This window comes from Craurococcus roseus (assembly GCF_039523795.1).
Classification (GTDB): Bacteria; Pseudomonadota; Alphaproteobacteria; order Acetobacterales; family Acetobacteraceae; genus Craurococcus; species Craurococcus roseus.
The window spans coordinates 75,545-97,318 of record NZ_BAAAFZ010000028.1 but is presented as its reverse complement, the minus strand read 5'-3'; the positions used below and the strand labels follow the sequence as shown (position 1 = coordinate 97,318).

At 71.9% G+C, this 21,774-nt stretch carries 20 protein-coding genes; 11 read left to right on the top strand and 9 right to left on the bottom strand.

Translation table 11 applies throughout. The annotated features are described in order from the left end of the window. Nucleotides 1-105: 105 nt before the first annotated feature. The gene (locus ABD067_RS11630; protein WP_343895457.1) at nucleotides 106-396 is read left to right on the top strand and encodes an HU family DNA-binding protein; all 291 of its coding nucleotides are present in this window, start codon (nucleotides 106-108) and stop codon (nucleotides 394-396) included. 277 nt (nucleotides 397-673) lie between these two features. Beyond that, nucleotides 674-1,705 (top strand): lipid A deacylase LpxR family protein, encoded by a 1,032-nt coding sequence (locus ABD067_RS11625; RefSeq protein WP_343895456.1) that lies wholly within the window; start codon nucleotides 674-676, stop codon nucleotides 1,703-1,705. Between the two features lie 26 nt (nucleotides 1,706-1,731). Here ABD067_RS11625 and ABD067_RS11620 read toward each other — a convergent pair whose 3' ends face one another. Together ABD067_RS11620 and ABD067_RS11615 are read right to left on the bottom strand one after the other, a co-directional pair. Then, nucleotides 1,732-3,132 (bottom strand): MmgE/PrpD family protein, encoded by a 1,401-nt coding sequence (locus ABD067_RS11620; protein WP_343895455.1) that lies wholly within the window; start codon nucleotides 3,130-3,132, stop codon nucleotides 1,732-1,734. Between the two features lie 93 nt (nucleotides 3,133-3,225). Beyond that, nucleotides 3,226-4,392, bottom strand: coding sequence for a helix-turn-helix transcriptional regulator (locus tag ABD067_RS11615; RefSeq protein WP_343895454.1), 1,167 nt, complete (start codon nucleotides 4,390-4,392; stop codon nucleotides 3,226-3,228). Nucleotides 4,393-4,573: 181 nt separating this feature from the next. On the opposite strand from ABD067_RS11615, the gene ABD067_RS11610 reads away from it, so the two are divergent. From ABD067_RS11610 to mazG, 9 genes are all read left to right on the top strand, one after another. Continuing rightward, nucleotides 4,574-5,569 carry a lytic murein transglycosylase gene (locus ABD067_RS11610; protein ID WP_343895453.1) on the top strand — a complete coding sequence of 332 codons (996 nt, stop codon included), beginning with the start codon at nucleotides 4,574-4,576 and terminating at the stop codon, nucleotides 5,567-5,569. Further along, nucleotides 5,566-6,489, top strand: a complete 924-nt coding sequence (locus ABD067_RS11605) for a septal ring lytic transglycosylase RlpA family protein (RefSeq protein ID WP_343895452.1) — start codon at nucleotides 5,566-5,568, stop codon at nucleotides 6,487-6,489. The genes ABD067_RS11610 and ABD067_RS11605 overlap by 4 nt, the downstream gene beginning before the upstream one ends. A gap of 81 nt (nucleotides 6,490-6,570) precedes the next feature. Further along, entirely contained in the window at nucleotides 6,571-7,821 is a 1,251-nt protein-coding gene (locus ABD067_RS11600; protein WP_343895451.1) for a D-alanyl-D-alanine carboxypeptidase family protein, read from the top strand. Nucleotides 7,822-7,830: 9 nt separating this feature from the next. Continuing rightward, complete coding sequence (gene tmk, locus ABD067_RS11595; RefSeq protein WP_343895450.1) at nucleotides 7,831-8,475, top strand: dTMP kinase; 645 nt, start codon at nucleotides 7,831-7,833, stop codon at nucleotides 8,473-8,475. Then, on the top strand, nucleotides 8,475-9,512 hold the full coding sequence (locus ABD067_RS11590; protein WP_343895449.1) for a DNA polymerase III subunit delta': 1,038 nt from the start codon (nucleotides 8,475-8,477) through the stop codon (nucleotides 9,510-9,512). The genes tmk and ABD067_RS11590 overlap by 1 nt, the downstream gene beginning before the upstream one ends. A gap of 5 nt (nucleotides 9,513-9,517) precedes the next feature. Continuing rightward, nucleotides 9,518-11,062: a methionine--tRNA ligase gene (metG, locus tag ABD067_RS11585; protein ID WP_343895492.1), complete on the top strand. Its 1,545-nt coding sequence runs from the start codon at nucleotides 9,518-9,520 to the stop codon at nucleotides 11,060-11,062. Between the two features lie 19 nt (nucleotides 11,063-11,081). After that, nucleotides 11,082-11,858: a TatD family hydrolase gene (locus ABD067_RS11580; protein WP_343895448.1), complete on the top strand. Its 777-nt coding sequence runs from the start codon at nucleotides 11,082-11,084 to the stop codon at nucleotides 11,856-11,858. Between the two features lie 20 nt (nucleotides 11,859-11,878). Then, entirely contained in the window at nucleotides 11,879-12,676 is a 798-nt protein-coding gene (locus ABD067_RS11575) for an MBL fold metallo-hydrolase (RefSeq protein WP_343895491.1), read from the top strand. A 177-nt stretch (nucleotides 12,677-12,853) separates the two neighbouring features. Continuing rightward, the gene (mazG, locus tag ABD067_RS11570) at nucleotides 12,854-13,657 is read left to right on the top strand and encodes a nucleoside triphosphate pyrophosphohydrolase (protein WP_343895447.1); all 804 of its coding nucleotides are present in this window, start codon (nucleotides 12,854-12,856) and stop codon (nucleotides 13,655-13,657) included. A gap of 228 nt (nucleotides 13,658-13,885) precedes the next feature. Here mazG and ABD067_RS11565 read toward each other — a convergent pair whose 3' ends face one another. The 7 genes from ABD067_RS11565 to ABD067_RS11535 all read right to left on the bottom strand — a co-directional run bounded on the left by ABD067_RS11565 (nucleotide 13,886) and on the right by ABD067_RS11535 (nucleotide 21,758). Further along, nucleotides 13,886-14,686, bottom strand: coding sequence for an inositol monophosphatase family protein (locus tag ABD067_RS11565; protein ID WP_343895446.1), 801 nt, complete (start codon nucleotides 14,684-14,686; stop codon nucleotides 13,886-13,888). A gap of 38 nt (nucleotides 14,687-14,724) precedes the next feature. Then, nucleotides 14,725-16,023: a GTPase HflX gene (hflX, locus tag ABD067_RS11560; RefSeq protein ID WP_408871542.1), complete on the bottom strand. Its 1,299-nt coding sequence runs from the start codon at nucleotides 16,021-16,023 to the stop codon at nucleotides 14,725-14,727. Between the two features lie 64 nt (nucleotides 16,024-16,087). Continuing rightward, nucleotides 16,088-16,408: an RNA chaperone Hfq gene (gene hfq, locus ABD067_RS11555; protein WP_343895445.1), complete on the bottom strand. Its 321-nt coding sequence runs from the start codon at nucleotides 16,406-16,408 to the stop codon at nucleotides 16,088-16,090. 54 nt (nucleotides 16,409-16,462) lie between these two features. Then, complete coding sequence (locus ABD067_RS11550) at nucleotides 16,463-17,149, bottom strand: HAD family hydrolase (RefSeq protein ID WP_343895444.1); 687 nt, start codon at nucleotides 17,147-17,149, stop codon at nucleotides 16,463-16,465. Next, complete coding sequence (locus ABD067_RS11545) at nucleotides 17,146-18,021, bottom strand: D-amino-acid transaminase (RefSeq protein ID WP_343895443.1); 876 nt, start codon at nucleotides 18,019-18,021, stop codon at nucleotides 17,146-17,148. Before ABD067_RS11545 ends, ABD067_RS11550 begins: the two co-directional genes overlap by 4 nt. 7 nt (nucleotides 18,022-18,028) lie before the next feature. Beyond that, entirely contained in the window at nucleotides 18,029-19,462 is a 1,434-nt protein-coding gene (gene ntrX / locus ABD067_RS11540) for a nitrogen assimilation response regulator NtrX (protein ID WP_343895442.1), read from the bottom strand. Beyond that, nucleotides 19,452-21,758: a sensor histidine kinase NtrY-like gene (locus ABD067_RS11535; RefSeq protein WP_343895489.1), complete on the bottom strand. Its 2,307-nt coding sequence runs from the start codon at nucleotides 21,756-21,758 to the stop codon at nucleotides 19,452-19,454. Before ABD067_RS11535 ends, ntrX begins: the two co-directional genes overlap by 11 nt. Between the last annotated feature and the right edge of the window lie 16 nt (nucleotides 21,759-21,774).

The following is a 21,774-nucleotide window of genomic DNA, read 5'->3' as shown; positions in this document are numbered from 1 at the left end:
CCTGCCAGTTCGCTTGGCGGATCGTTTTAAAACGGAGCGGCTCGGTTGACCTGCGATTCTCCCTGCGGTTAAGCGGGGCGACTTCTGGATGGGAGGCCTGGCCAAATGACCAAAGAGGAATTCGTCGCGCTGGTGGCCGACAAGGGCGGCTTGAGCAAGACGGAAGCGGGGCGGGCTGTGGACGCGTTCTGCGACAGCGTTTCGGACGCGCTCGGCCGCGGTGAGCAGGTCCGGTTGCCGGGCTTCGGGAATTTTGAGGTTCAGCAGCGCGGTGAGCGCGCTGGGCGCAATCTCCGGACCGGTGAGGCCATCACCATCGCGGCGTCCAAGGCGGTGAAGTTCTCCGCCGGCGCGCGGTTGAAGGGCGCGGTGAACGGGGGCAAGGCCGCCGACTGACGGAGCGCCCCGCCGCACCCATGGCGCGGGCGGCGGGACCGCCCGTTGCCTTGCGTCTTATCAACTTACCATCTTACTGCCTTGTCCGCCTCGTCAGGGCATGGTGGGTGCTGTGCAATTGCGGAGAGCCTCACCAGCCTCCACCCAAGAAAGATCCCTTGGCAGACGACAAACCAACTTTTTTGATGAAGCGGAGGGGCCGGAGCCTCGTAGCGTCCGGCTTCTTGCCCGGCGGCGGTCTCGCTGCGCCACGCGGACGAGGATGGAGCGGTTGCCAATGGAAATCCGAATCGGCGCCGCTGTGACGGGGGCGATGGCGCCTGCGGCGGCGGTGGCAATCTTGGCCGCCGTGACGCCGGCCGTGGCCGAACCCATGCTGCCGCCGCCCGACCCGCGCGCGACGGCGAGCTTCGTGCTCGAGAACGACTCGCTCAAGTTCCTCGGGAAGGAAACCGACCGCTGGTACACGAGCGGCGTCCGGCTCGGCTGGACTTCAGGGGAGGGCAGTCTGCCCGGGCCTCTCGGCTGGGTCGACGACGGGTTGTCGGGCCTGCTGGGACCGGCCAACACGCGCTGGAGCGTCTCGCTGGGCCAGAACTTTTTCACGCCCGTCAACAAGCGCCGGCGCGAACCCGATCCGCAGGACCGGCCCTACGCGGGCATCCTCTACGGCACGATCGGCCTGGACCGGCGGAGCTGGGACACGGCGGACCGCTTTGAAGTGCAGCTCGGCGTAATCGGCCCGGCCTCATTCGCCCGTGACACCCAGTCGTTCGTCCACCACGCCATCGACGATCCGGTGCCGCAGGGCTGGGGCAAGCAGCTCCGCAACGAGCCGGTCTTCAACGTCAATGCCGAGCGGATCTGGCGCCTGCCGGTGGCCGGGACCGCATTCGGCGACGTGGACGCGCTGCCGGCGGTCGGCGCGCAACTCGGCACGGTGCGCGTCGCCGCTTCCGCCGGGGCGCGGGTGCGGTTCGGGCGAGGGCTGGAGCGGGACTTCGGAACGCCCCGGATACGCCACACGATCGCCGACGCGCCGCCGCTGGTGGGCGAGGGATTTGGCTGGTACGTCTTCGGCGGGGTCGGCGGCCACGCGGTGGGGCGCGACATCTTCCTCGACGGCAACACCTGGCGCGACAGCCGCTCCGTGGATCATCGGCCTTTCGTGGCCGCATTCGAGCTGGGCGCGGCGGTGTTCTGGCAGAACATCCGCCTCAGCTACACGCAGGTCTGGCGCACGAAGGAGTTCGTGAGCCAGCGCGACGCCTTCGCCTTCGGCTCCGTGTCGCTTGCCTTCTCCTTCTGAACGGCAAGCGGCCGAATCCGGCCGCCCTACTCGCCGGCGAGGCGCGCCGCGACCATCGGCGCCCCCAAGCGCATGAGGCCGTTGACGTCCGGCGCGCGGTCCAGGCCAAGCACCGCATCGGCGAGCAGGGCGGCGCGACCGGCGCCGAGCACGGCATCGGCGAGCCCGTGGAACTTGGCGCGCAATTCAGCTTCGCTGAGGAAGTTGTCCGGCTCGCCCTTGGCGACCTTGACCGTGCGGACGAACTCCCGGCCGCGCGCCCGGAGCGTCAGCTTCCCGGCCATGAAGGCCGGGAACAACGCCTGGACCTCCGGGTCTTCCACGCATTCGATCTTCGGCAGCAGCGAGCGCACGGTCGGGTCGGACAGCAGCGCGTAGCTGTCCCAGCCCATGTGCCCGGTGGCCAAGCCGCAGGCCACGACGAAGGGGCCGCTGAACTGGCCGTCCACCACGTTCTGCGGGTTCTGCTTGTAGGCGAGCGGCGCCCCCACCAAGAGCATCCCCTTGTTCGGCAGGCCCATGGTGACGCGCTCGACCTCGCCAGGCTCCAGGCCGAGTTCGGCACGGAGGGCGATGGCGGCGTCCACGCAAGCGTGGCCGTAGCGGCAGGACGGGTAGGGCTTCACCGCCGTGTTCATCAGCTCCCAGGCGGTGCCGAGGTCGCGGAGCGCGCGCTCGGGCACCGGGTTGGGCGCGTAGGCGCGAAGGAAGCCGGCCTTGCCTTCGAACGCTTCGGCGGCGCCGCGGAAGTTCTCGCGCGCGAGCACGGCGGCGGACAGGCCGGCCATGGCGCTCCAGCCCACCTGGAAGCGCTTGGTCCAGGCGCCGTTGGCGAGGAATTGCAGGCTGCCGGCGGACTGGCTGAGGGCGATGCCGAAGGCGTCCTCGATCCGGGCGGCGGACAGGCCGAACACCCGCGCGGCGGCGGCCGCGGCTCCGAAGGCGCCGCAGGTGGCGGTGGGGTGGTAGCCGCGGTCGTAGTGGTCGCCGCCTGGCAGGGCGAGCGCCAAGCGGCACGTCACCTCGTAGCCGGCGACGATGGCCGACAAGGTGGTGCGGCCGTCGGCGCCGGCCATCTCGGCCGCGGCGAGCGCCGCTGGGATCACCGGGGCGCCGGGATGGAGCGTTCCGGCGGCGTGGGTGTCGTCGAAATCCAGGCTGTGGGCAAAGGCGCCGTTCAGCAGGGCGGCGCCGGCCGGGGTGTAGCGCGCGCAGTCGCCGAGCACCGCGGAGCCGCCGCAGGCCAGACCCAGTGTGCGGGCGGCGGCGAGCAGGGCCGGGCTGCTTTCGGCGTCGTGCCTGCCGCGAAGGATGTTGCCCGCGAGGTCGAGCACGAGGAACCGCGTGCGCTCCTGCACCGCCGGCGGCAGCGCGGCGAAGTCGAGCGAGGCGCAGTAGGAGGCGAGTTGGGCGGTCACGGCGGCCATTTGGGGTTTCCTCCGGGGCTTTGGCGCCATTCTAGACAGGAGCGGCGCTCCTGTGCAGCCCGGCCCGCGAAAGCCGGTGGCCCGGCTTCAGGGCTACAGCCCTTGGACGCCCGCCAACAGCCGCTCCAACTCGCGGAGGTTGGCGGCGCCGGTCTTGTCCAGCACCGCGCGGACGTGCGTGCGGACCGTCGACTCCCGCGACCCGCGCCCGGCGGCGACGGCCTTCTTCGTGGTGCCGCCGGCCAGGGCCTGCGCCACCTCCGCCTGGGCGCGTGTCAAGCCGAACAGCTCGCGCAGGGTGCCGAGCCGTGGGGGGGCAAGCGGGGCGGACAGGTCACGCAGCAGGACCAGCGCTTGCCCCGTGACCCGGCCAGCGCCCGACCCGCCCGCGAGCCGCTTGGGCAGGGGCGCCACCGACGCGACAACGGCCTTCGTGCCGTCGTCGTCATGCAGGCGCACGACGCCGCCTGGCGCGCCGCCCAGCGCCGTGGCCCGGACGAGAAAGACCAGGGCGGCGTTCTCCGTGCGGCGACGCGCGCGGGCGAACACCGCCGCGCCGCCGCCCAACCCGGCCTCCCGCCGCATGGCCAGGCCCGCGCCGCCTTCGGCGAGCGCCTCGGCCGCGAAGTTTGCCGCGAGCACGCGCATTTCTGCGTCCACGACCAGAGCGCCGGTCGGCAGCGCGTCCAGCACGGATTGGCCGTCGGCCAGCGCCGCCGGGGCCGCGAGGCGGTGGCGGACCTGCAAGGAACGGCGGAGGTGCGGGAGCAGGTGCTCGAGCAACCGCCGCTCGCGGTCGGCGAAGGGCGGGGCGCCATCGGGCCGGTGCAGGCCGATCGGCATCGTACCGCCGGCGCCGAGCGACGCCACCGTGCCCACCACGTAGCGCAACCCGAGCTTCCGGCCGAAGTCACAGTAGAACTCGCTTCGAACGAACTCGCGGTCGGACACCAGGCCGCCGCTGGTGAAGACGCGCACCGGTCCGGCCGCGGCGCCCGGCTGGGCCATGATCCGCGAAGCGCGGTTCGTCCACAGGTCCACCTTGCGGTAGTGCCGCCGGTACGCCGCCGCTGCGTCCTCCGGTATCTCGGCGTGGTAGAGGATCTCCGGATGGCCGGCGGCGAAGTCCCCGGCCATCAGAGAAGCGGAGCGCGCCCCGACCAGGGCCTTGAGGCCGCCGCACACGATGGACCACGGCGTCCCGCCGACGCCGGCGTCGTAGATCTGCTCGGTCAGGGCGAGAAGGCGTCCTTCCGGCATCGCGATCTCCGTGGGGAGTGGCCCGATTATCTTTTTGTGACGGTTTGCACCCGCGATCTGTGCGGTCGAGCACACACCGTCACCTCCGAAGCCGCAACGGCTCCCAGGTTGCGAAATGCCCGCGCCGCCAAGCTGAATTGCACGTTGCGGTTGATCGGGCGTCGTGGCACCTCTGCGGTCCATGCGACACCGTTCTTCCGCCCAACGGCGCGCCGTACTCGGCGCCACCGCCCTGGCGCTTCCTCTTTTCGCCGCGGGCGCCCCGGATCGCGCCAGGGCCGCCAGCGGCGGCTTCGAAGCCTTTCTCGATGGCGTGCGGGCCGATGGGCGGCGAGCGGGCGTTTCGGCAGGGACGATCCAACGCGCCTTCGCGGGCCTGAAGCCGAACCCGCGCGTGCTGGAACTCGATCGGTTCCAGCCGGAAGGGCCCGGCATGACCTGGGAGGAATACCGCGAGAAGATCGTCTCCGCCACACGGGTCGAGAACGGGCGCCGCGCCTTCGCCGAGAGCCGGCGCCTGCTGGACGCCATCGAGACTCGCTTCCGCGTGTCGCCGCGTGTGGTCGCGGCGATCTGGGGCATGGAAACCAACTACGGCACCAACACCGGTGGCTTCGGGGTGATCGAAGCGTTGGCTACGCTGGCCTACGACGGGCGGCGCTCCGCCTACTTCCGGTCCGAGTTGCTCGCCGCGCTCAGGGTGCTGGATAGCGGGCACATCTCGCCCGGACGGATGCGCGGGAGCTGGGCCGGCGCCATGGGGCAACCCCAGTTCATGCCGTCCAACTTCGAGCGGCTGGCGGTGGACTTCGACGGCGACGGCAGGCGCGACATCTGGGACAGCCGCGCCGACGCGCTAGGTTCCATCGCGCATTATCTCTCTCGCCACGGCTGGCGAGAAGGCGAGCCCTGGGGCTTGGAGGTGCTGCCGCCCGGTCCGGTGGAGCGGTACGACGCCGACAACAAGCGCCCGCTCCGCGAGTGGGCGCGGCTCGGCTTCCGCCGGGCGGACGGCGGTCCGCTGCCCGTTAGCGAGGTGGAGATGGGCTTGGTGCAGCCCAACCGCTCGGCTGGGAAGGTGTTCCTCGGCGGGCACAACCTGCGGGTAATCCGCCGCTACAACCCGCCGGTCAATTACGGCTTGGCGGTGGGGCTGCTGTCGGACCGCGTGGCTTGACCTCTCCGGGGCGGCGATGGGTTCCGCCCGTCTTCGCCGCCATGTTGGCCGGCGCGGCGGCCTGCGCGTCGTCGCAGTCCTCTTCCCCGGGCAACCCGCGCTTCTTGGTGGGCGAGCCTTACAGCCTCGGGGGCGTGTGGTCCTACCCGCGCGAGGCCCACGGCTTGGAGGAGTCGGGCTTGGTGGCGGTGCTGCCCGACGGTCGCCGCGGGCGCCCGACGGCCAACGGAGAGGCTTACGACCCGGCCGCGTTGATGGCGGCGCACCGCACCCTCCAACTGCCGTCGGTAGTCCGCGTCTGGAACCTTGACACCGGGCGGGAGGTGCGGGTTCGGGTGAACGACCGCGGCCCGGAGCGGCCCGGCCGCGTCATTGGCCTGTCGCGCCGCGCCGCGGAACTCCTGGGGGTGCGGCCGGACGAGCCGGCGAGGGTCCGGATCGCCGTCGATGCCGAGGCGAGCCGGATCGCCAGCGCGGGGCTTCCCGGGGCGGAAGGGCCGCGCTTGGCCATCGCCTCGGCGCCCATCGCCGCGGTGGAGCGGGAGCAACTCGCCCCGCCGCCGGGAACCCGGGCCGCCGCCGGTGGCGGCAACATCGCGGGATCACGCCCGGCCATGGCGTCACCGGCCGGTGAGGTTCCGGCTCCGCCGACAGGTCCGCCGGCGCGCTTGCCCGAGGACGTGGTGCAACGCGGTACCGTGCCGTCCCGGCTTTTCGTGGACGCGGGCGCCTTCTTCCGCCGCGACCTCGCCGAACGCCGCGCCGCCGCGGTCGGCGGTGCGGCCGAGGCCGTCGGCCCCGGTCGGCAACCGCAATACCGGGTGCGCGTCGGCCCGTTCGTCTCGGCGGGCGAGGCGGACCGGGCGCTGGAAGCGGCGCTCCGTCGTGCTATTCCGGACGCGAGAATCGTTTTGGACTGAGGAGGCTGCGGGCGGAGCTTGAGCCGGAGCCTCTGGAAATAGTATCCAATCAGGCGAATACCCTCCGGAGCTTTTTCAGCTATGCCGCCCGTCCCTCGCCGCCGCCGTTCGTTGCTCCTGCCGGCCGGGGCTGCGCTCGCCTCCACGCTCCTGCCGCCGTTGCCGGCCTCGGCGCAGGGAGGACGGCCGCAACGGGGCGGGGGGAGGCAGGGCGGCGGCGCGTCCCAGGCCGGCGGGCCGCCGACCTCGCCCGCGACCACGCCGCTGGGGCCGCTCGACACCATCGCCAAGCAGGCCTTCGTGGTCGACTACGACACGGACGCGGTGCTCCTGGAGAAGAACGCCGACGAGCGGATGCCGCCGTCCTCCATGTCGAAGCTGATGACCATGTACATGGTCTTTGACATGCTGAAGCAGGGACGGCTGAAGCTCGAGCAGGAACTGCCGGTGAGCGAGCGCGCCTGGCGCATGGGCGGCTCCAAGATGTTCGTCCACGTCGGCAACACGGTGCCGGTGGAGGCGCTGATGCGGGGCGTGATCGTGCAGTCCGGCAACGACGCTTGCATCGTCTTCGCCGAGGCCATCTCCGGCTCGGAGCAGCAGTTCGCGGAGGCGATGAACGAGAAGGCGCGCGAGATCGGCCTGACCTCGAGCACCTTCCGCAACGCCACCGGCTGGCCGGACCCGGAGCACCGCACCACCTGCCGCGACCTCGCGCGGCTGGCCAAGCGCATCATCTCCGAGTTCCCGGAGTACTACTCCTATTACAACGAGCGCTCCTTCCGTTGGAACGACATCAGCCAGGAGAACCGCAACCCGACGCTGGCGCGCGTTCCCGGCGCCGACGGGTTGAAGACCGGGCACACCGAGGAGGCGGGCTACGGCCTGACCGCGAGCGCCAAGCGCGGCGAGCGGCGCCTCGTCCTGGTGTTCAACGGCCTGCCGACGATGCGGGCGCGGGGCGAGGAGAGCGAGCGGCTGCTTGAATGGGCCTTCCGCGAGTTCGAGAACGTGTCGCTGTTCCGCGCCGGTGAGACCGTGGAGGAGGTGCCCGTCCACCTCGGCGACCGCCGCACGGTGCCGCTGGTGGGCGCGCGCGACGTGGTGGTGACGTTGCCGAAGCAGTGGCGGCGCAACCTCCAGGCGCGACTGCGCTACGACGCGCCGGTGGCGGCGCCGGTGGCCAAGGGGAAGGAACTGGGGCGGCTGGAGGTGTCCGGGCAGGGCGTGCCGCCAATGTCGCTGCCGTTGCTGGCGGGCACCGACGTGAACCGGCTGGGGCTGGTGCCGCGCATCCCGGCGGTGCTCGAACACCTCATCTCGTCGCGCTAGGGACGGGGCATGGCGCGCGCGGCCGCCGCATCCGGACGGGGCCGGTTCATCACGCTGGAAGGCGGGGAAGGGGCCGGCAAGTCCACCCAGGCCCGCGTCCTGGCGGAGACGTTGTCGGCGCGCGGCCTGCCGGTGCTGCTGACCCGGGAGCCCGGCGGGGCGCCCGGCGCGGAGGCGATCCGGAGCGTGCTGCTCGGCTCCGGCCCCTGGGATGGCGTGGCGGAGTGCATGTTGCACTTCGCGGCGCGGCGGGAGCACGTGGCGCGTTCGGTCGGGCCGGCGCTGGAAGCGGGCATGTGGGTGGTGTGCGACCGCTTCGCCGACTCGACGCTCGCCTACCAGTGCTTCGGCCAGGGCGTGCCGCGCGCCGTGTTCGACGCCTTGGCGGAAACGGCGCTGGGCCCCCTGCGGCCGGACGTGACGCTCATCCTCGACCTGCCCCCCGAGTCGGGGCTGGCCCGTGCGGCGGCGCGGGGCGAGGCCAACCGTTACGAGGCCCTGGACCCGGCCTTCCACGCGCGGGTGCGCGCCGGCTTTCTCGCCATCGCCGAAGCCGAGCCGGGGCGCTGCGTCGTGCTCGACGCGGCCGGTCCGCCGGAGGACGTGGCGGCCGCGATTTCGGCGGCGGTGAAGAAGCGCTTGGCGCTGCCCTGATGGCCGCACTCCCGCCCGAACCCCGCGCCAACCCCGTCCTGGTCGGCCACGACGAGGCGGCGCGGGCCATGACCGAGGCGGCGCGCGCGCGCCGGCTGCACCACGCTTGGCTCCTCGCCGGCCCGACGGGGCTCGGCAAGGCGACGCTCGCCTACCGCTTCGCGCGCTGGTTGCTGGCCGGGCAGCCGCCGGGCGGGGAAGGGGCGACGCCGCTGCATGTGCCGGAGGGCGACCCGGTGTTCCGGCGCGTGTCGTCCGGGGCGCACGCGGACCTGTTCACCTTGGCGCCGTCCACGGGCGACAAGGGCAAGAAGGAGGTGCTGCGCGCCGAGGACGCGCGGGCCGCCGTGCGCTTCATGGCGCACACCGCCGCCGAGGGCGGTTGGCGCGTGGTGGTAGTGGAGGACCTGGAGCGGGCGGAACGCGGGGTGGTCCCGAACATCCTGCTCAAGACGCTGGAGGAACCGCCGCCCCGCACGGTGCTGCTGGTGGTGAGCGCGCAGCCCGACCGGCTGCTGCCCACCATCCGCAGCCGCTGCCGCCGCCTCGACCTGTTCCCGCTGGCCGAGCCGGCGATGAACCGGCTGCTCGCGTCCTGGCTGCCGGGGATGGGCGCCGCCGACCGGGCGGCGCTCGGCCGCATCGCCGACGGCTGCCCGGGCCGCGCCTTGGCGCTGGCCGAGGGGGAGGGGCTCGCCATGCAGGCGGCGGTGGACGAGGTCTTCGCTGGGATGCCGCGGCTCGACGCCAAGCTGCTGCACTCGGTGGCCGACAAGGTCGCGGGCCGGCGCGACCCGGCGGCGCTGCCCTTGTTCGTGTTCCTGCTCCGGCGCGGGCTTTCAACCGCGCTCCGGCAGGCGGCGCGGGCCGGCGGCGCGGCGCCCTGGGTGTCCGCGCGCCCCTTGGCGGAGTGGTCCGCGCTCTGGGACGGCCTCGGGCGGCTCGCCGATGACACGGAGCGGCTGAACCTCGACCGCAAGCAGGCGCTGCTCAGCGGGCTGGCCATGCTAAGGCCCGCTCCGGAAAGCCGCCGGTGAGTCCCATGTCCCGATACTACGTCACGACCCCGATCTATTACGTCAACGACAAGCCGCACATCGGCCACGCCTACACCTCGCTCGCCACCGACGTGCTGGCGCGGTGGAAGCGGCTGGAGGGCAGGGAGGTCTTTTTCCTGACCGGCACGGACGAGCACGGGCAAAAGGTGGAGAAGGCGGCGCGCGACGCCGGGATGGAGCCGCAGGCGTTCACCGACCAAGTCAGCCAGCACTTCCGCGACCTCGCGGAGCGGATGGGCTTCTCGAACGACGACTTCATCCGCACCACCGAGGAGCGGCACAAGCGCGCCTGCCAAGCACTCTGGGAAGAGCTGGCGCGGCGGGACGAGATCTACCTCGGCCACTACGAGGGCTGGTACGCGGTGCGGGACGAGGCCTTCTACGGCCCGGACGAGCTGACGGAGCGGGATGGCGTGAAGTACGCCCCATCCGGGGCGCCCGTCGAATGGGTACGGGAGCCGTCCTACTTCTTCCGCTTGTCCAAGTGGCGCGACTGGCTGCTCCGCTTCTTTGAGGAGAACCCGGACTTCATCGCGCCGCAGGGCCGGCGGAACGAGGTCATGAGCTTCGTGCGGTCCGGGTTGCAGGACCTCTCGATCAGCCGCACTTCCTTTTCCTGGGGTGTCCCTGTGCCGGGCGACCCGGCGCACGTGATGTACGTGTGGCTGGACGCGCTCACCAACTACATCACAGCAGCCGGCTACCCGGACGAGCCCGACCCGCGCTGGGGCTTTTGGCCGGCCGACGTGCATTTCGTCGGCAAGGACATCGTGCGCTTCCACGCCATCTATTGGCCGGCCTTCCTCCAGGCCGCCGGGATCGCGCCGCCGAAGCGGGTCTTCGCCCACGGCTGGTGGACCATCGAGGGGCAGAAGATGTCGAAGTCCCTCGGCAACGCCATCGATCCGCTGGCGCTGGTCGAGGAGTTCGGCCTGGACCCGCTGCGCTACTTCCTGCTCCGCGAGGTGCCGTTTGGCAACGACGGCGACTTCTCGCGCCGGGCGCTGGTCAACCGGTTGAACGGCGAGCTGGCGGACGGTCTGGGCAATTTGGCGCAGCGGACGCTGACGCTGATCCAGCGGAATTGCGGCGGCGAGTTGCCCCGCGAAGCCGAGCGGACGGAGGCCGACCGGGCGCTGCTGGACGGCCTCGACGCGTTGCCGGCGGCGGTGGGCAAAGCGTTGGACGCGCAGCTTTTCCACACGGCGCTGGAAACGGTCTTCCAGTCCGTCCGGGACGCGAACGGCTACATCACGCAGCAGCAGCCCTGGGCCTTGAAGAAGACCGACCAGGCGCGCATGGCCGCGGCGCTGCGGCACCTGCACACGGCGTTGCGGGCCTACGCCATCGTCTTGCAGCCCTTCATGCCGGACACCATGGGCAGGCTGCTGGACCAACTCGGCGTGCCCGCGGGCGAGGGCAGGAGCCTCGCCGCGCTGGCGGCGCCGCTGCCGGGCGGCGCGGCGCTGCCGCCGCCGGAACCGCTGTTCCGCAAGATAGACACGGCTGCCCTGGCCGCCGCCACCTAACCCCTGCCACGGAACCCCCATGCTCATCGACAGCCACTGCCATCTCGACACGTTCGAGGACGCTGAGATCCCGGACGTGATCGCGCGGGCGCGGGAGGCCGGGGTGGGCCGCATGGTCACGATCGGCATCCGCGGCGACCAGTCGGCGGTCGTCCGGTCCCTGGCCGAACGGTTCCCGGAGGTCTGGGGCGTGGTGGGCGTGCATCCGCAGCGGGTCGGCGAAGCGCCGCTGCCCACGGTCGCGGAGTTGCTGGCGATGGCGGACCACCCCCGCGTCATCGGGCTCGGCGAGTCGGGGCTGGACTACTTCTATGACAAGGCGCCACACGACGTGCAGAAGGAGGCGTTCCGGCGGCACATCAAGGCCGCCCAGCTTTCCGGGCTGCCCTTGGTGATCCACGCCCGCGACGCAGACGACGACATCCGGGCCGTCCTCGAGGAGGAGCACCGCGCCGGCGGGCCGTTTCCCTTCTTGTTGCACTGCTTCTCGTCCGGCCGGGGGCTCGCGGAGGCGGCGGTGCGCCTGGGCGGCTACGTGTCCTTCTCCGGCATACTGACCTTCCGCAACGGCGAGGCGATCCGCGCCATCGCCGCCGATCTGCCGGGCGACCGCTTGCTGGTGGAGACCGACAGCCCGTACCTCGCGCCCGTGCCGTTCCGCGGCAAGCGGTGCGAGCCGGCGCACGTGGTCCACACGGCCAAGGCGCTGGCGGCGGTGCGCGGCGTCGGCCCGGCCGAGATCGAGGCGGCGACCACCGAGAACTTCCACCGCCTGTTCGCCAAGGCCACGGCCTAGGCCGGCCGCGCGCCTCCGTGCTGCGCGTCACCATCCTCGGCTGCGGCGGCTCGGGCGGGGTGCCGCTGATCGGCGGCGAAGGCGAGGGGGGCGAATGGGGCGCCTGCGATCCAGCCGAGCCCCGCAACCAGCGGAGCCGGACCTCGGCCCTGGTCGAAGGGCCCGACGGCCGACGGCTGCTGATCGACGCCGGGCCCGACCTCCGCCGGCAGATGCTGGCGGCGCGCGCGGCACATTTGGACGCGGTGCTGTTCACCCACGCCCACGCCGACCACATCCTGGGCATCGATGACCTGCGGCAGGTCAACCGGGTGACCGGCCGGGTGCTGGAGGCGATCGGCACGCGGACCACCTTGCAGAAGCTCGACGACCGCTTCGACTACGCCTTCATCGGGCCGACGCCGCCGTTCTTCTTTCGTCCCGCCCTGGAGCCGCGGAGGGTCGACTACGGAGAACGTTTCGAGACTGCCGGCTTGCCCGTGGAGGTGTTCCGCCAGGACCACGGCGTGATGGACAGCCTGGGCGTCCGCATCGGCCGCTTCGCGTACTCGACAGACGTGGTGACGCTGCCGGACGAGAGCCTGTCGGCCCTGGAGGGTTTGGACACCTGGGTGGTGGGTTGCTTCCTGTGGCGCGGGTCGCACACGGTCCACGCGAACCTCGACCAAGTGCTCGATTGGGTCGAGCGGCTGCGGCCGCGGCGCACCATACTGACCCACATGGGCACGACGATGGACTACCGCAGCTTGTTGCGGGCGCTGCCGGCCGGCATAGAGCCGGGCTTCGACGGGATGGTTCTGGACGTACCTTTGGCGTGAGCGGCCCGGACGCCGGCTGCGAGGTTTCCCCAGCTTATCCACAGACCTTTTATTTTCCATAATATATCTTATGCGGCAGGTGGAACCTGGGGATAACCGGGGTTTGTAGGCGGAACGTCGCTTGCATTGGCGTACGGGCCACGGCGCGCGACGCGGGCGCGATGCTAAGCAGGCCCGATGACCGGTTCCTCCCCGCCCGAAACCGCCCTGCTGGAACTGCTCTCCGTCATGGCCCGGCTGCGCGACCCCGTCGCCGGTTGCCCTTGGGACCAGGTCCAGGACTTCGCCTCCATCGCGCCTTACACCGTCGAGGAGTCGTACGAGGTCGCGGCCGCCATCGGGGCCGGCCCGGACTTTGCGGCGCTGCTGGACGAACTCGGGGATCTGCTGTTCCAGGTCGCCTACCACGCCCGCATGGCCGAGGAGGCCGGCCGGTTCGACTTCGCGGCCGTGGCCCGGGCCGTCGCAGCGAAGATGGTCCGGCGCCACCCGCACGTCTTCGGCGACGCGCCGGCCCGCGATGCGCAGGCCCAAACGGACGCCTGGGAAGCGCAAAAGGCGGCCGAACGCGCCGCCAGGCGGGAGAGCGGCGCCCTGGCCGGGGTGCCAGGCGCCCTCCCCGCCTTGAGCCGTGCCGCCAAGCTCACCCGCCGCGCCGCCCGCGTCGGCTTCGACTGGCCGGACGCCGCCTCGGTCCTGGACAAGTTGGAAGAGGAAGCGGCCGAACTGCGGGCCGAGATGCCGACGGCCGACCCGGCCCGGCTCAAGGACGAGGTTGGCGACCTGCTCTTCGTCCTCGCCAACCTGGCGCGCAAGCTCGACCTGGACCCAGAAGACTGCCTCCGTTCGGCGAACGGCAAGTTCGAACGCCGCTTCCATGGTGTCGAACAACGCCTGGCCGCGCGCGGCCTCGCGCCCGCCGATGCCGGCCTTGATGCGATGGAAGCCGAGTGGCGGGCGGTCAAAGCGGCTGAAGGCTGACGCCGCGCCGCCAAGGCCTCAGCTCACTTCGGCGAGCCAGTAAAACCATTGACACTGTTAATTGCTTAACAGCACCATGCAGCTTGGCGGAGCAAATCCTTTGCTGAATTTGTAAGGAATTTCCAGGGAAGTTTACGGTTGTTTACCTGTGCAAAGCACCGGTTGACACTTCTGGACAAAACAAGAACAAAAACGGTCCTAGCTCGTCGATTCTCTAGGTATTTCGGCCTAGGCCTCTAGCAACCTAGCCCTGGCTTCTTGCCAGGACGCCGAGTCGGGCGTGCAGATGAGCCCGCCCCCGTGCCGCAACGGCGAGTAGGGTTGGCCGTCGAAACCGGCCGAGTGGCCGCCGGCCTCGCGGTGCAGCAGCCAACCGGCCGCGTGGTCCCAAGGCATCAGGCGGTTGAACAGCAGCAGGTGCAGGTACCCGCTGGCCACCGAGCGGTAGGCGTGGGCGGCGCAGCGCAGGCCCACCGTCCCGGCGAGCAGCGGCAAGCGCGACGCCACGCGGGTGCGCAGGGGCTCCGGCAGGTAGGTCCAGGAGAGGTCGCCGACCATCCGCTCCAAGGGCGCCGGCGGCGCCACCCGGAGCGGCACCCGACCTCCACCGCCCGGCGCCTCGATCCAGGCACCCTCGCCCCGCAGCGCGATCGCCGTGTCGTCGCCAAGCGGGTCGTGTATCCAGCCGGCCACCACCTCTCCGCGCAGGATGGCGGCGGCCATGCACCCGAAGAGCGGCAGGCCGGCCGCGAAGTTGGCGGTGCCGTCCACGGGGTCCACCACGAAGGCCAGGTCGGCGTCGGCCAAGCGCCCGAGCAGCCCCGGGTCGGCCGCGGCCCCTTCCTCGCCCACCACGAGGCAGCCGGGGAAACGCGCCGCGAGGCCGGCGGCGATGACCCGTTCGGCCCCCTCGTCGGCGTCCGTGACCAAGTCCAGGGGGCCGGTCTTGTTCCGCACCGCCCCGGCGGCCAAGCGTCGGAAGCGGGGCATGACCTCCGCCCGGGCGGCGTCCCGGAGCAGGTCGGCCACCGCGGTCGCCGTCCGGAGGTCGAAGCGCGGCGCCGGACTCACCCGGAGAACGGGTCGCGTTCGAAGCGGGCGCGGTCGGCGGGCGAGAGGCGGACGGTCACGGCGAGGTCGCCGCTCTCGCGCTCCTCCCGGTTGACCACCTCGCCGTGCCGGTAGAGCCACGCGAGGCGGGCGCCGTCGGCGGCCGGGATGTCGTAGTCGACCAACTCCATCCCGGCGGAGAGCCGGGCGTCGATGGCGGTCCGGAGTTCGGGCAGGCCCTCGCCGGTCAGGGCGGAGACGGCCACCGCGCCGGGGTCGCCGCCGATCACCTCGCCGGTGCCGCCGAGCAGGTCAGCCTTGTTCAGCACCTCCATCATGCGGGCCTGCCAGCCCCCGTCGAGGGCGGCGTTCGGTCCTTCGGCCATCTCGCCCAGGACCTTCAGCACGTCCCGGCGCTGCGCCGCCGTGTCCGGGTGCGCGGCGTCGCGGACGTGGAGGATCACGTCGGCCGCTGCGACCTCCTCCAGCGTGGCGCGGAAGGCTTCCACAAGCTGGGTCGGCAGGTCGGAGATGAACCCCACCGTGTCGGACAGGATGGCGGTGCGGCCGGAGGGCAGGCCGATGGCGCGCATCGTCGGATCGAGGGTGGCGAAGAGCTGGTCCTCGGCGTGGACGCCGGCACCGGTGAGGGCGTTGAACAGGGTGGACTTGCCGGCGTTGGTGTAGCCGACCAGCGCGATCACCGGGTAGGGGACCCGTTCACGGGCGCGGCGGTGCAGGCCGCGGGTGCGGCGCACCTGTTCCAGCTCGCGCTTGATCTTGACTATGCGCTCGCCGATCAGGCGACGGTCTATCTCGATCTGCGACTCGCCGGGGCCGCCGAGGAAGCCGAAACCGCCGCGCTGCCGCTCCAGGTGGGTCCAAGACCGCACGAGGCGGGTGCGCTGGTACTCCAGGTGCGCCAATTCGACCTGGAGCGAGCCTTCGCGGGTGCGGGCGCGCTCGCCGAAGATCTCCAGGATGAGGCCGGTCCGGTCGATGACCTTGCAGCCCCAGGCACGCTCCAAGTTGCGCTGTTGCACCGGCGTGAGCGACGCGTCCACCACCGCCACCGTCACCGACTTGCCGGCGACGTCCTTCTTGACCGCCTCAACCTGGCCCTCGCCCAGCAAGGTGCTCGGCCGCCTTTCGCGGAGGGGGAGGATGGCCGAGTGGACGATGGTGACGCCGATGCTGCCGGCGAGGCCCGTGGCTTCCGCGAGGCGCGCTTCCGCGGCGCGCGGCAGGCCCTCCGCCGCCGCCGCTTGGCCGCCGCCCGCGGCGCCGGGCCGCCGCACCCGTTCGTAGGGCAATATGACGGCGGCGAGGGTCGGACCCTGGTCGGTCCGGTCGTTCGCCGGGTCGGGCGGATCGGCCGGGTCAGCCTCCTGTGGCAGGATTGACCTCACGGGTCATCGTCAGGGTCGTCCCTTCGCGCTGCACCGCCGCGGCCGCGCCCTCACGCGGCGCGCTGGCATCGAACAACTGGATGGGGGCGCCCGGCATCACCGTGCTGATGGCGTGCTTGTAGACGAGCTGCGTATGCCCGTCCCGGCGGAGCAGAACGGAGAAGTTGTCGAACCAGGTGATGATGCCCTGCAGCTTGACCCCGTTGACCAGGAAGATCGTCACCGGCGTCTTGCTCTTGCGAACGTGGTTGAGGAACACGTCCTGCACGTTCTGGGACTTCTCGGCGGCCACGGCGCGGTCCTTCTTCTTATGCGGGCTGCCCTCGCGGGGCTCCCCTGCCCACCCTCACATTCCCGCAGGAGGGGGGGTCTTGGCAAGGCGGAGCAGGTGCGCGGCGAGCGCATGGCAATCGGCGAAGGCGGCGTCAGGCATCGCGTTGGCGACGCCGCCGTCGTGCTCCGCGTCGCCGACCAGGACGGCGGCACAGCCCGCCGCGCGCGCGGCCTGCATGTCGAGCGCCGTGTCGCCGACGTACCAGACCGAAGGGCCTGCCGGCACGCCGCAGGCTTCGAGCGCGAGGCGCATCGGCGCCGGGTCCGGCTTGTCCGCCCCCGCGTCGCCCGCGCCGATCAACGCCCGGAACGTTCCCGCCCAGCCCAGGTGCGCGGCCTCGGCCCGCAGCAAGGGCCCTTGCTTGTTGCTGTTCACCGCCATCGGGGCCCCGAGCGCCGCGCCCGCGCGGAGCGCCCCCGCCGCGCCGGGCATCGGCGACAGAACTCCGAGGTGCCGCGCCCGGACCTCGGCGTAGAAGATGTCGCGCGCCCGTTCCCAATCCGCGCCGAACGTCTCGGGAAAGCTTTCGCGGAGCGAGCGGCGCACCCGCCCCCTCACCTCTTCCACGGTCCACCCCGGCATCCCGAACGCGGCGAAGGCGGCGTTCAGCCCGGCGGCGATGGCCGCCCAGCCGTCCACCAGCGTGTTGTCCCAATCCCAGACCACGGCGGCGGGCCGGAGGAGGTCGGGCGGCGTCACGCCGGCGCGTTCCTCGGGCCGCCTTGGACGTGGCGCGCGAACAGGTCGAAAAGGCGCCGCGTCACCGGCCCCACCCCGCCCTCGCCCACCGGCTCGCCGTCCAGGTTCGTGATGGGCTTCACGAAGGAGGTCGCGGAGGTGAGGAAGGCTTCCCTGGCCCGGCGCGCGTCGCCGAGCGTGAAGTCCCCTTCCTCGTGGGCGATGCCGGCCTCGGCCAGCTCGGCGACCAGCGCCTCCCGCGTGCAGCCGGGCAGGATGGCGTGGCCGAGGCGGCTGGTGCGGAGCGCGCCGCGCTCGTCCACGATCCAGAACGAGGTGGCGGCCCCCTCGGTGACGACGCCCGTTCGTTCGTCGAACAGGATGGCCTCGGTCGCCCCCGCTTCCCGGGCTTCCTGGCGCGCCAGCACGTTGGGCAGCAGGTTCACGCTCTTGATGTCGCGCCGCGCCCAGCGGAGGTCCGGCCGGGTGACGGCCGACGCGGCCCAGGCGTCCACGTCCTTCGGGTAGGGCGGGATGCGCTTGACGGTCATGACCAGCGCCGGCGGAACGGGCCGCCGGGGGAAGGCGTGGTCGCGCCGGGAAACGCCGCGCGTCACCTGCATGTAGAGCAGGCCCTCGGCCACGCGGTTCCGCCGCACCAGCTCCCGCATAACCTGCAACAGCGCGGCGCGCGGCATGGGCTCGGGCAGCCTGATCTCGTGCAGGCTGCGGTCGAGCCTGGCGAGGTGGCGGTCCTCGTCCACGAAGCGGCCGCGGAAGACGTGGACCACCTCGTAGATGCCGTCGCCGAACTGGTAGCCCCGGTCCTCGATGTTGACCGAAGCGACCCTCTGGTCGAGCCAGCGGCCGTTCACGTAGGCGACGCGCGCCATGTGCCGGTCAAAGGTTGGCGCTGGCGGCCGGCTGGGCGGCCGCCGCCGGCGCGCGGTCCTCGGCGTGGACGCCGAGGAACTTGAGCTTGCGGTGCAGCGCGCTGCGCTCCATGCCCACGAAGTTCGCCGTGCGGCTGATGTTGCCGCCGAAGCGCAGCAACTGCGCTTCGAGGTATTGCCGCTCGAACAGCTCGCGCGCGTCGCGCAGGGGCAGCGTCATGATCTCGCTCGAACGGTCGAGCTTGAGCATGGCCGGCGCCGCGGACCCCACCTCGGGCGGCAGCATCTCGGCGCGGATGGCCTCGCGCGCGTCGCCCGGCGCCATGATGAGCAGCCAGTCCACCAGATTGCGGAGCTGCCGCACGTTGCCCGGCCAGTCGTAGGCCTGGAGCGCGGCCAGCGCGTCCTCGCCGATCTCCCGCGCCGCCATCCCGGAGGTCGCGGCGGAGCGCGCCATGAAGTGCCGCGCCAGCGCCGGCACGTCTTCGCGCCTCTCGCGGAGCGCGGGCGTGCGCAGCGGCACCACGGCCAAGCGGTAATAAAGGTCCTCGCGGAAGCGCCCGGCGGCGATCTCCGCCTGGAGGTCGCGGTTGGTGGTGGCCAGCACCCGCACGTCCACCTTCACCCGCGAGGAGCCGCCGACCCGCTCGAAGCCCTGTTCTTGCAAGGCGCGGACGATCTTGCCCTGGGTTTCCAGCGGCATGTCGGCCACCTCGTCCAGCAGCAGCGTGCCGCCGTGGGCGCGCTCCAGCACGCCGGCGCGGCGCGGGGCGGCCGCGGAGTCGGCGGCGGCCGATTCAACGCCGAAAAGCTCCTCCTCGAAGCGGCCCGGGTTCAGGGTGGCGCAGTTCAGCACCACGAAGGGCCCGTCAGCGCGGCGGCTGCGGGCGTGGATCATGCGCGCCGCCACCTCCTTGCCGGACCCAGCCGGGCCGGTGATGAGCACGCGGCTGCCGGTGGGCGCCACGCGCTCGATCGCGGCGCGGAGCTGCGCCATCGGTTGCGAGTTGCCCACCAGCTCGGTTTCGGCGCCGGCGCGCAGCTTCAGCTCGCTGTTTTCGCGCTTGAGGCGGGCCGCTTCCAGCGCGCGGCTGACTATCAGGAGCAGGCGGTCGGAGTTGAACGGCTTCTCGATGAAGTCGTAGGCGCCCTGCTGGATGGCGCGGACGGCGGTTTCGATGGTGCCGTGCCCGGAGATCATCACGCAGGGCACCTGCGGCTCCTCCCGCAGCATCTCGCCGAGGATGCCGAGGCCGTCCAGGCGCGAGTTCTGCAACCAGATGTCCAGGACGACGAGCGACGGCCGCCGCGCCCGGAAGGCCGCGAGGGCCGTGTCGCTGTTGTGGGCGACCCGCGTTTCGAAGCCTTCGTCTTCGAGGATGCCCTCGATCTGGGCCCGGATGTCGGGCTCGTCGTCCACGATCAATACTTCATGCGCCATGCTGCGCGCGCCTCATCATGCTGCTCTCGTGTGTCTCGGCCTCCGCCGGCGGCACCGCGCCGCCGTCGCCGTCGCCGTCGCCGGGCGGGCCGCGGTCGAGCGACTGCCGCCAAGGGAGGGACAGCACCGCGCGCGCGCCGCTGCCTTCCGCGGCGTCTTCGAGGCCGAGCTTCCCGCCGTGGTCCTCCATGATCTTCTTGACGATGGCAAGGCCGAGCCCGGTGCCCTTGGCCTTGTGGGTCACGTAAGGTTCGGCGAGGCGGTCGCGCTCGTCGCCCTGCGGCAGGCCGATCCCGTCGTCCTCCACGGCGATCTCCACCGCGTCCGGCTTTTGCGCCACGCGCACGGTGATGTGTCCGACGGTCTCGCCCGGCGCGCGCTGCAGCGCGCCCATCGCCTCCGCCGCCACGCGCATGGCGATGGCATCCGCCGCGTTGTGCAACAGGTTCGTCAGCGCCTGGTTGAGCAGCCGGCGGTCGCAGGGCACCACCGGCGCCGCGCCCGGCTGGTAGATGACGTACTCGATCTCCGGGTGCGCGTCCCGTTGCAGCACCAGCGCCTCGCGGATCAGCTGCCCGAGGTTCTCCGGCCGGATCACCGGCTGCGGCATCCGGGCGAAGGCGGAGAACTCGTCCACCATGCGCCCGATGTCGCCGACCTGCCGCACGATGGTGTCGGTGCATGCCTTGAAGGTCTCCGGGTCGGACTGGATCTCCTTGAGGTAGCGGCGCTTCAGCCGCTCCGCCGAGAGCTGGATGGGCGTGAGCGGGTTCTTGATCTCGTGCGCGATGCGCCGCGCCACGTCGGCCCAGGCCGCCTTGCGCTGCGCCGACAGCAATTCGGTGATGTCGTCGAAGGTGAGGACGTAGCCTGTGACCTCGCGCCCGCCGCCGCCCGCCCCGGCCTGCAACTCGACGCCGATGCGGGCCAGCAGGGTGCGGCGGTTCGAAGGGGCGCCGATCCGGATTTCGGCGGTGCGGGCCTTCTCCGGAGTCGCGGCGCCGCCGCCATGCACCGCGGCCAGCAACGGCGCAAACTCCGGCACGAGGGAAGCGAGCGGCAGGCCGATGGCGGCGTCCAGGTCCAGGCCGAGCAGCTCGCTCGCGCGGCGGTTCGGCAGGTTGATCCGGCCCTCGGTGTCGAGGCCGACCACGCCGGCCGACACGCCGGCGAGGACCGTTTCCGTGAAGCGCCGCCGTTCGTCGATCTGGCGGTAGGCTTGCATCAGCTCGCCGCGCTGCGCCGCGAGCTGGTTGGTCATGCGGTTGAAGGCCCGGGACAGGCTGGCGACCTCGTCGTCCGCCGAGCCCTCCTGGACGCGGGTGGACAGGTCGCCGCCCCGCACCCGCTCCGCAGCCACGATCAACCGGCCGATCGGCCGCGCGAGCTGGTTAGCCAGCACGAGGCCGATCAGCACCGCCGCCATCAGCACCAGCAGCGCCGCGATGGCGAAGATCATCACGAAGGTGATCTGCAAGCCGGAGCGGTTGCGGTCCAGCTCCACGTACTGCGCGACCGCCTGCTCCACCGATTGCTGGTGCGTCAGCACGGTGGCGTCGAGCGGCCGGCCGATCAGCAGCATCCACCCCTGCCCGAAGTCGAGCGACACCAGCGCCCGGACCCGCTCCCCGCTGGGGATCACCGCCACGTCGCCGAGGCGGGCGTCGGCTATGGCGTCCTCGCCCGGCGGGTCGAGGGTGAAGGACGTGGTGTAGCCGGAGTTGGCGATCACCCGCTGCGTCGCGGGGTCGAACACCACCGCCTCGGTCAGGTTGCGGAGCGTGGTGTGGGTGGCCAGCACGCGGGCGAAAGCGATGCCGTTGTCGGGCAGCAGCACGCGGGTGCGCGACAGGTCCGCCGCCATGGCGAGCGCGTCGCCGCGGATGGTGTTGCGGTGCTCCTCCAGGTAGCCGCGGCTGGCCTGGAGGCTGGCTTCCAGGGCGGTGCGGACGCGGTCGCTGAACCAGGTCTCGATGCCGAGGTTGAAGAACAGCGCGGCGAAGCCGGCGACCAGCAACGCCGGCACCACCGCGACGCCGCTGAAGAGGAGCACCAGCCGGACGTGGAGGCGCGAGCCGGCGGAGCCGCGGCGGCGCTCCGCCCACACCCGCACCAGACGGCCGGCCAACGACGCGCCCAGCAGCAGAAGCACCGCGAGGTTGACCAGCACCATGGCGACCACGACGCCGTCGCGGCGCGGGCCGAAAGGGCTGCCGTTCGACAGCACGGAGAAGGTGGCGACGCCGAGCACCAGCGCGCCCAGCGCGAGGCCCAGGGTCATGCCGCGCCCGAGCATCAGGTCGGCGATCCTC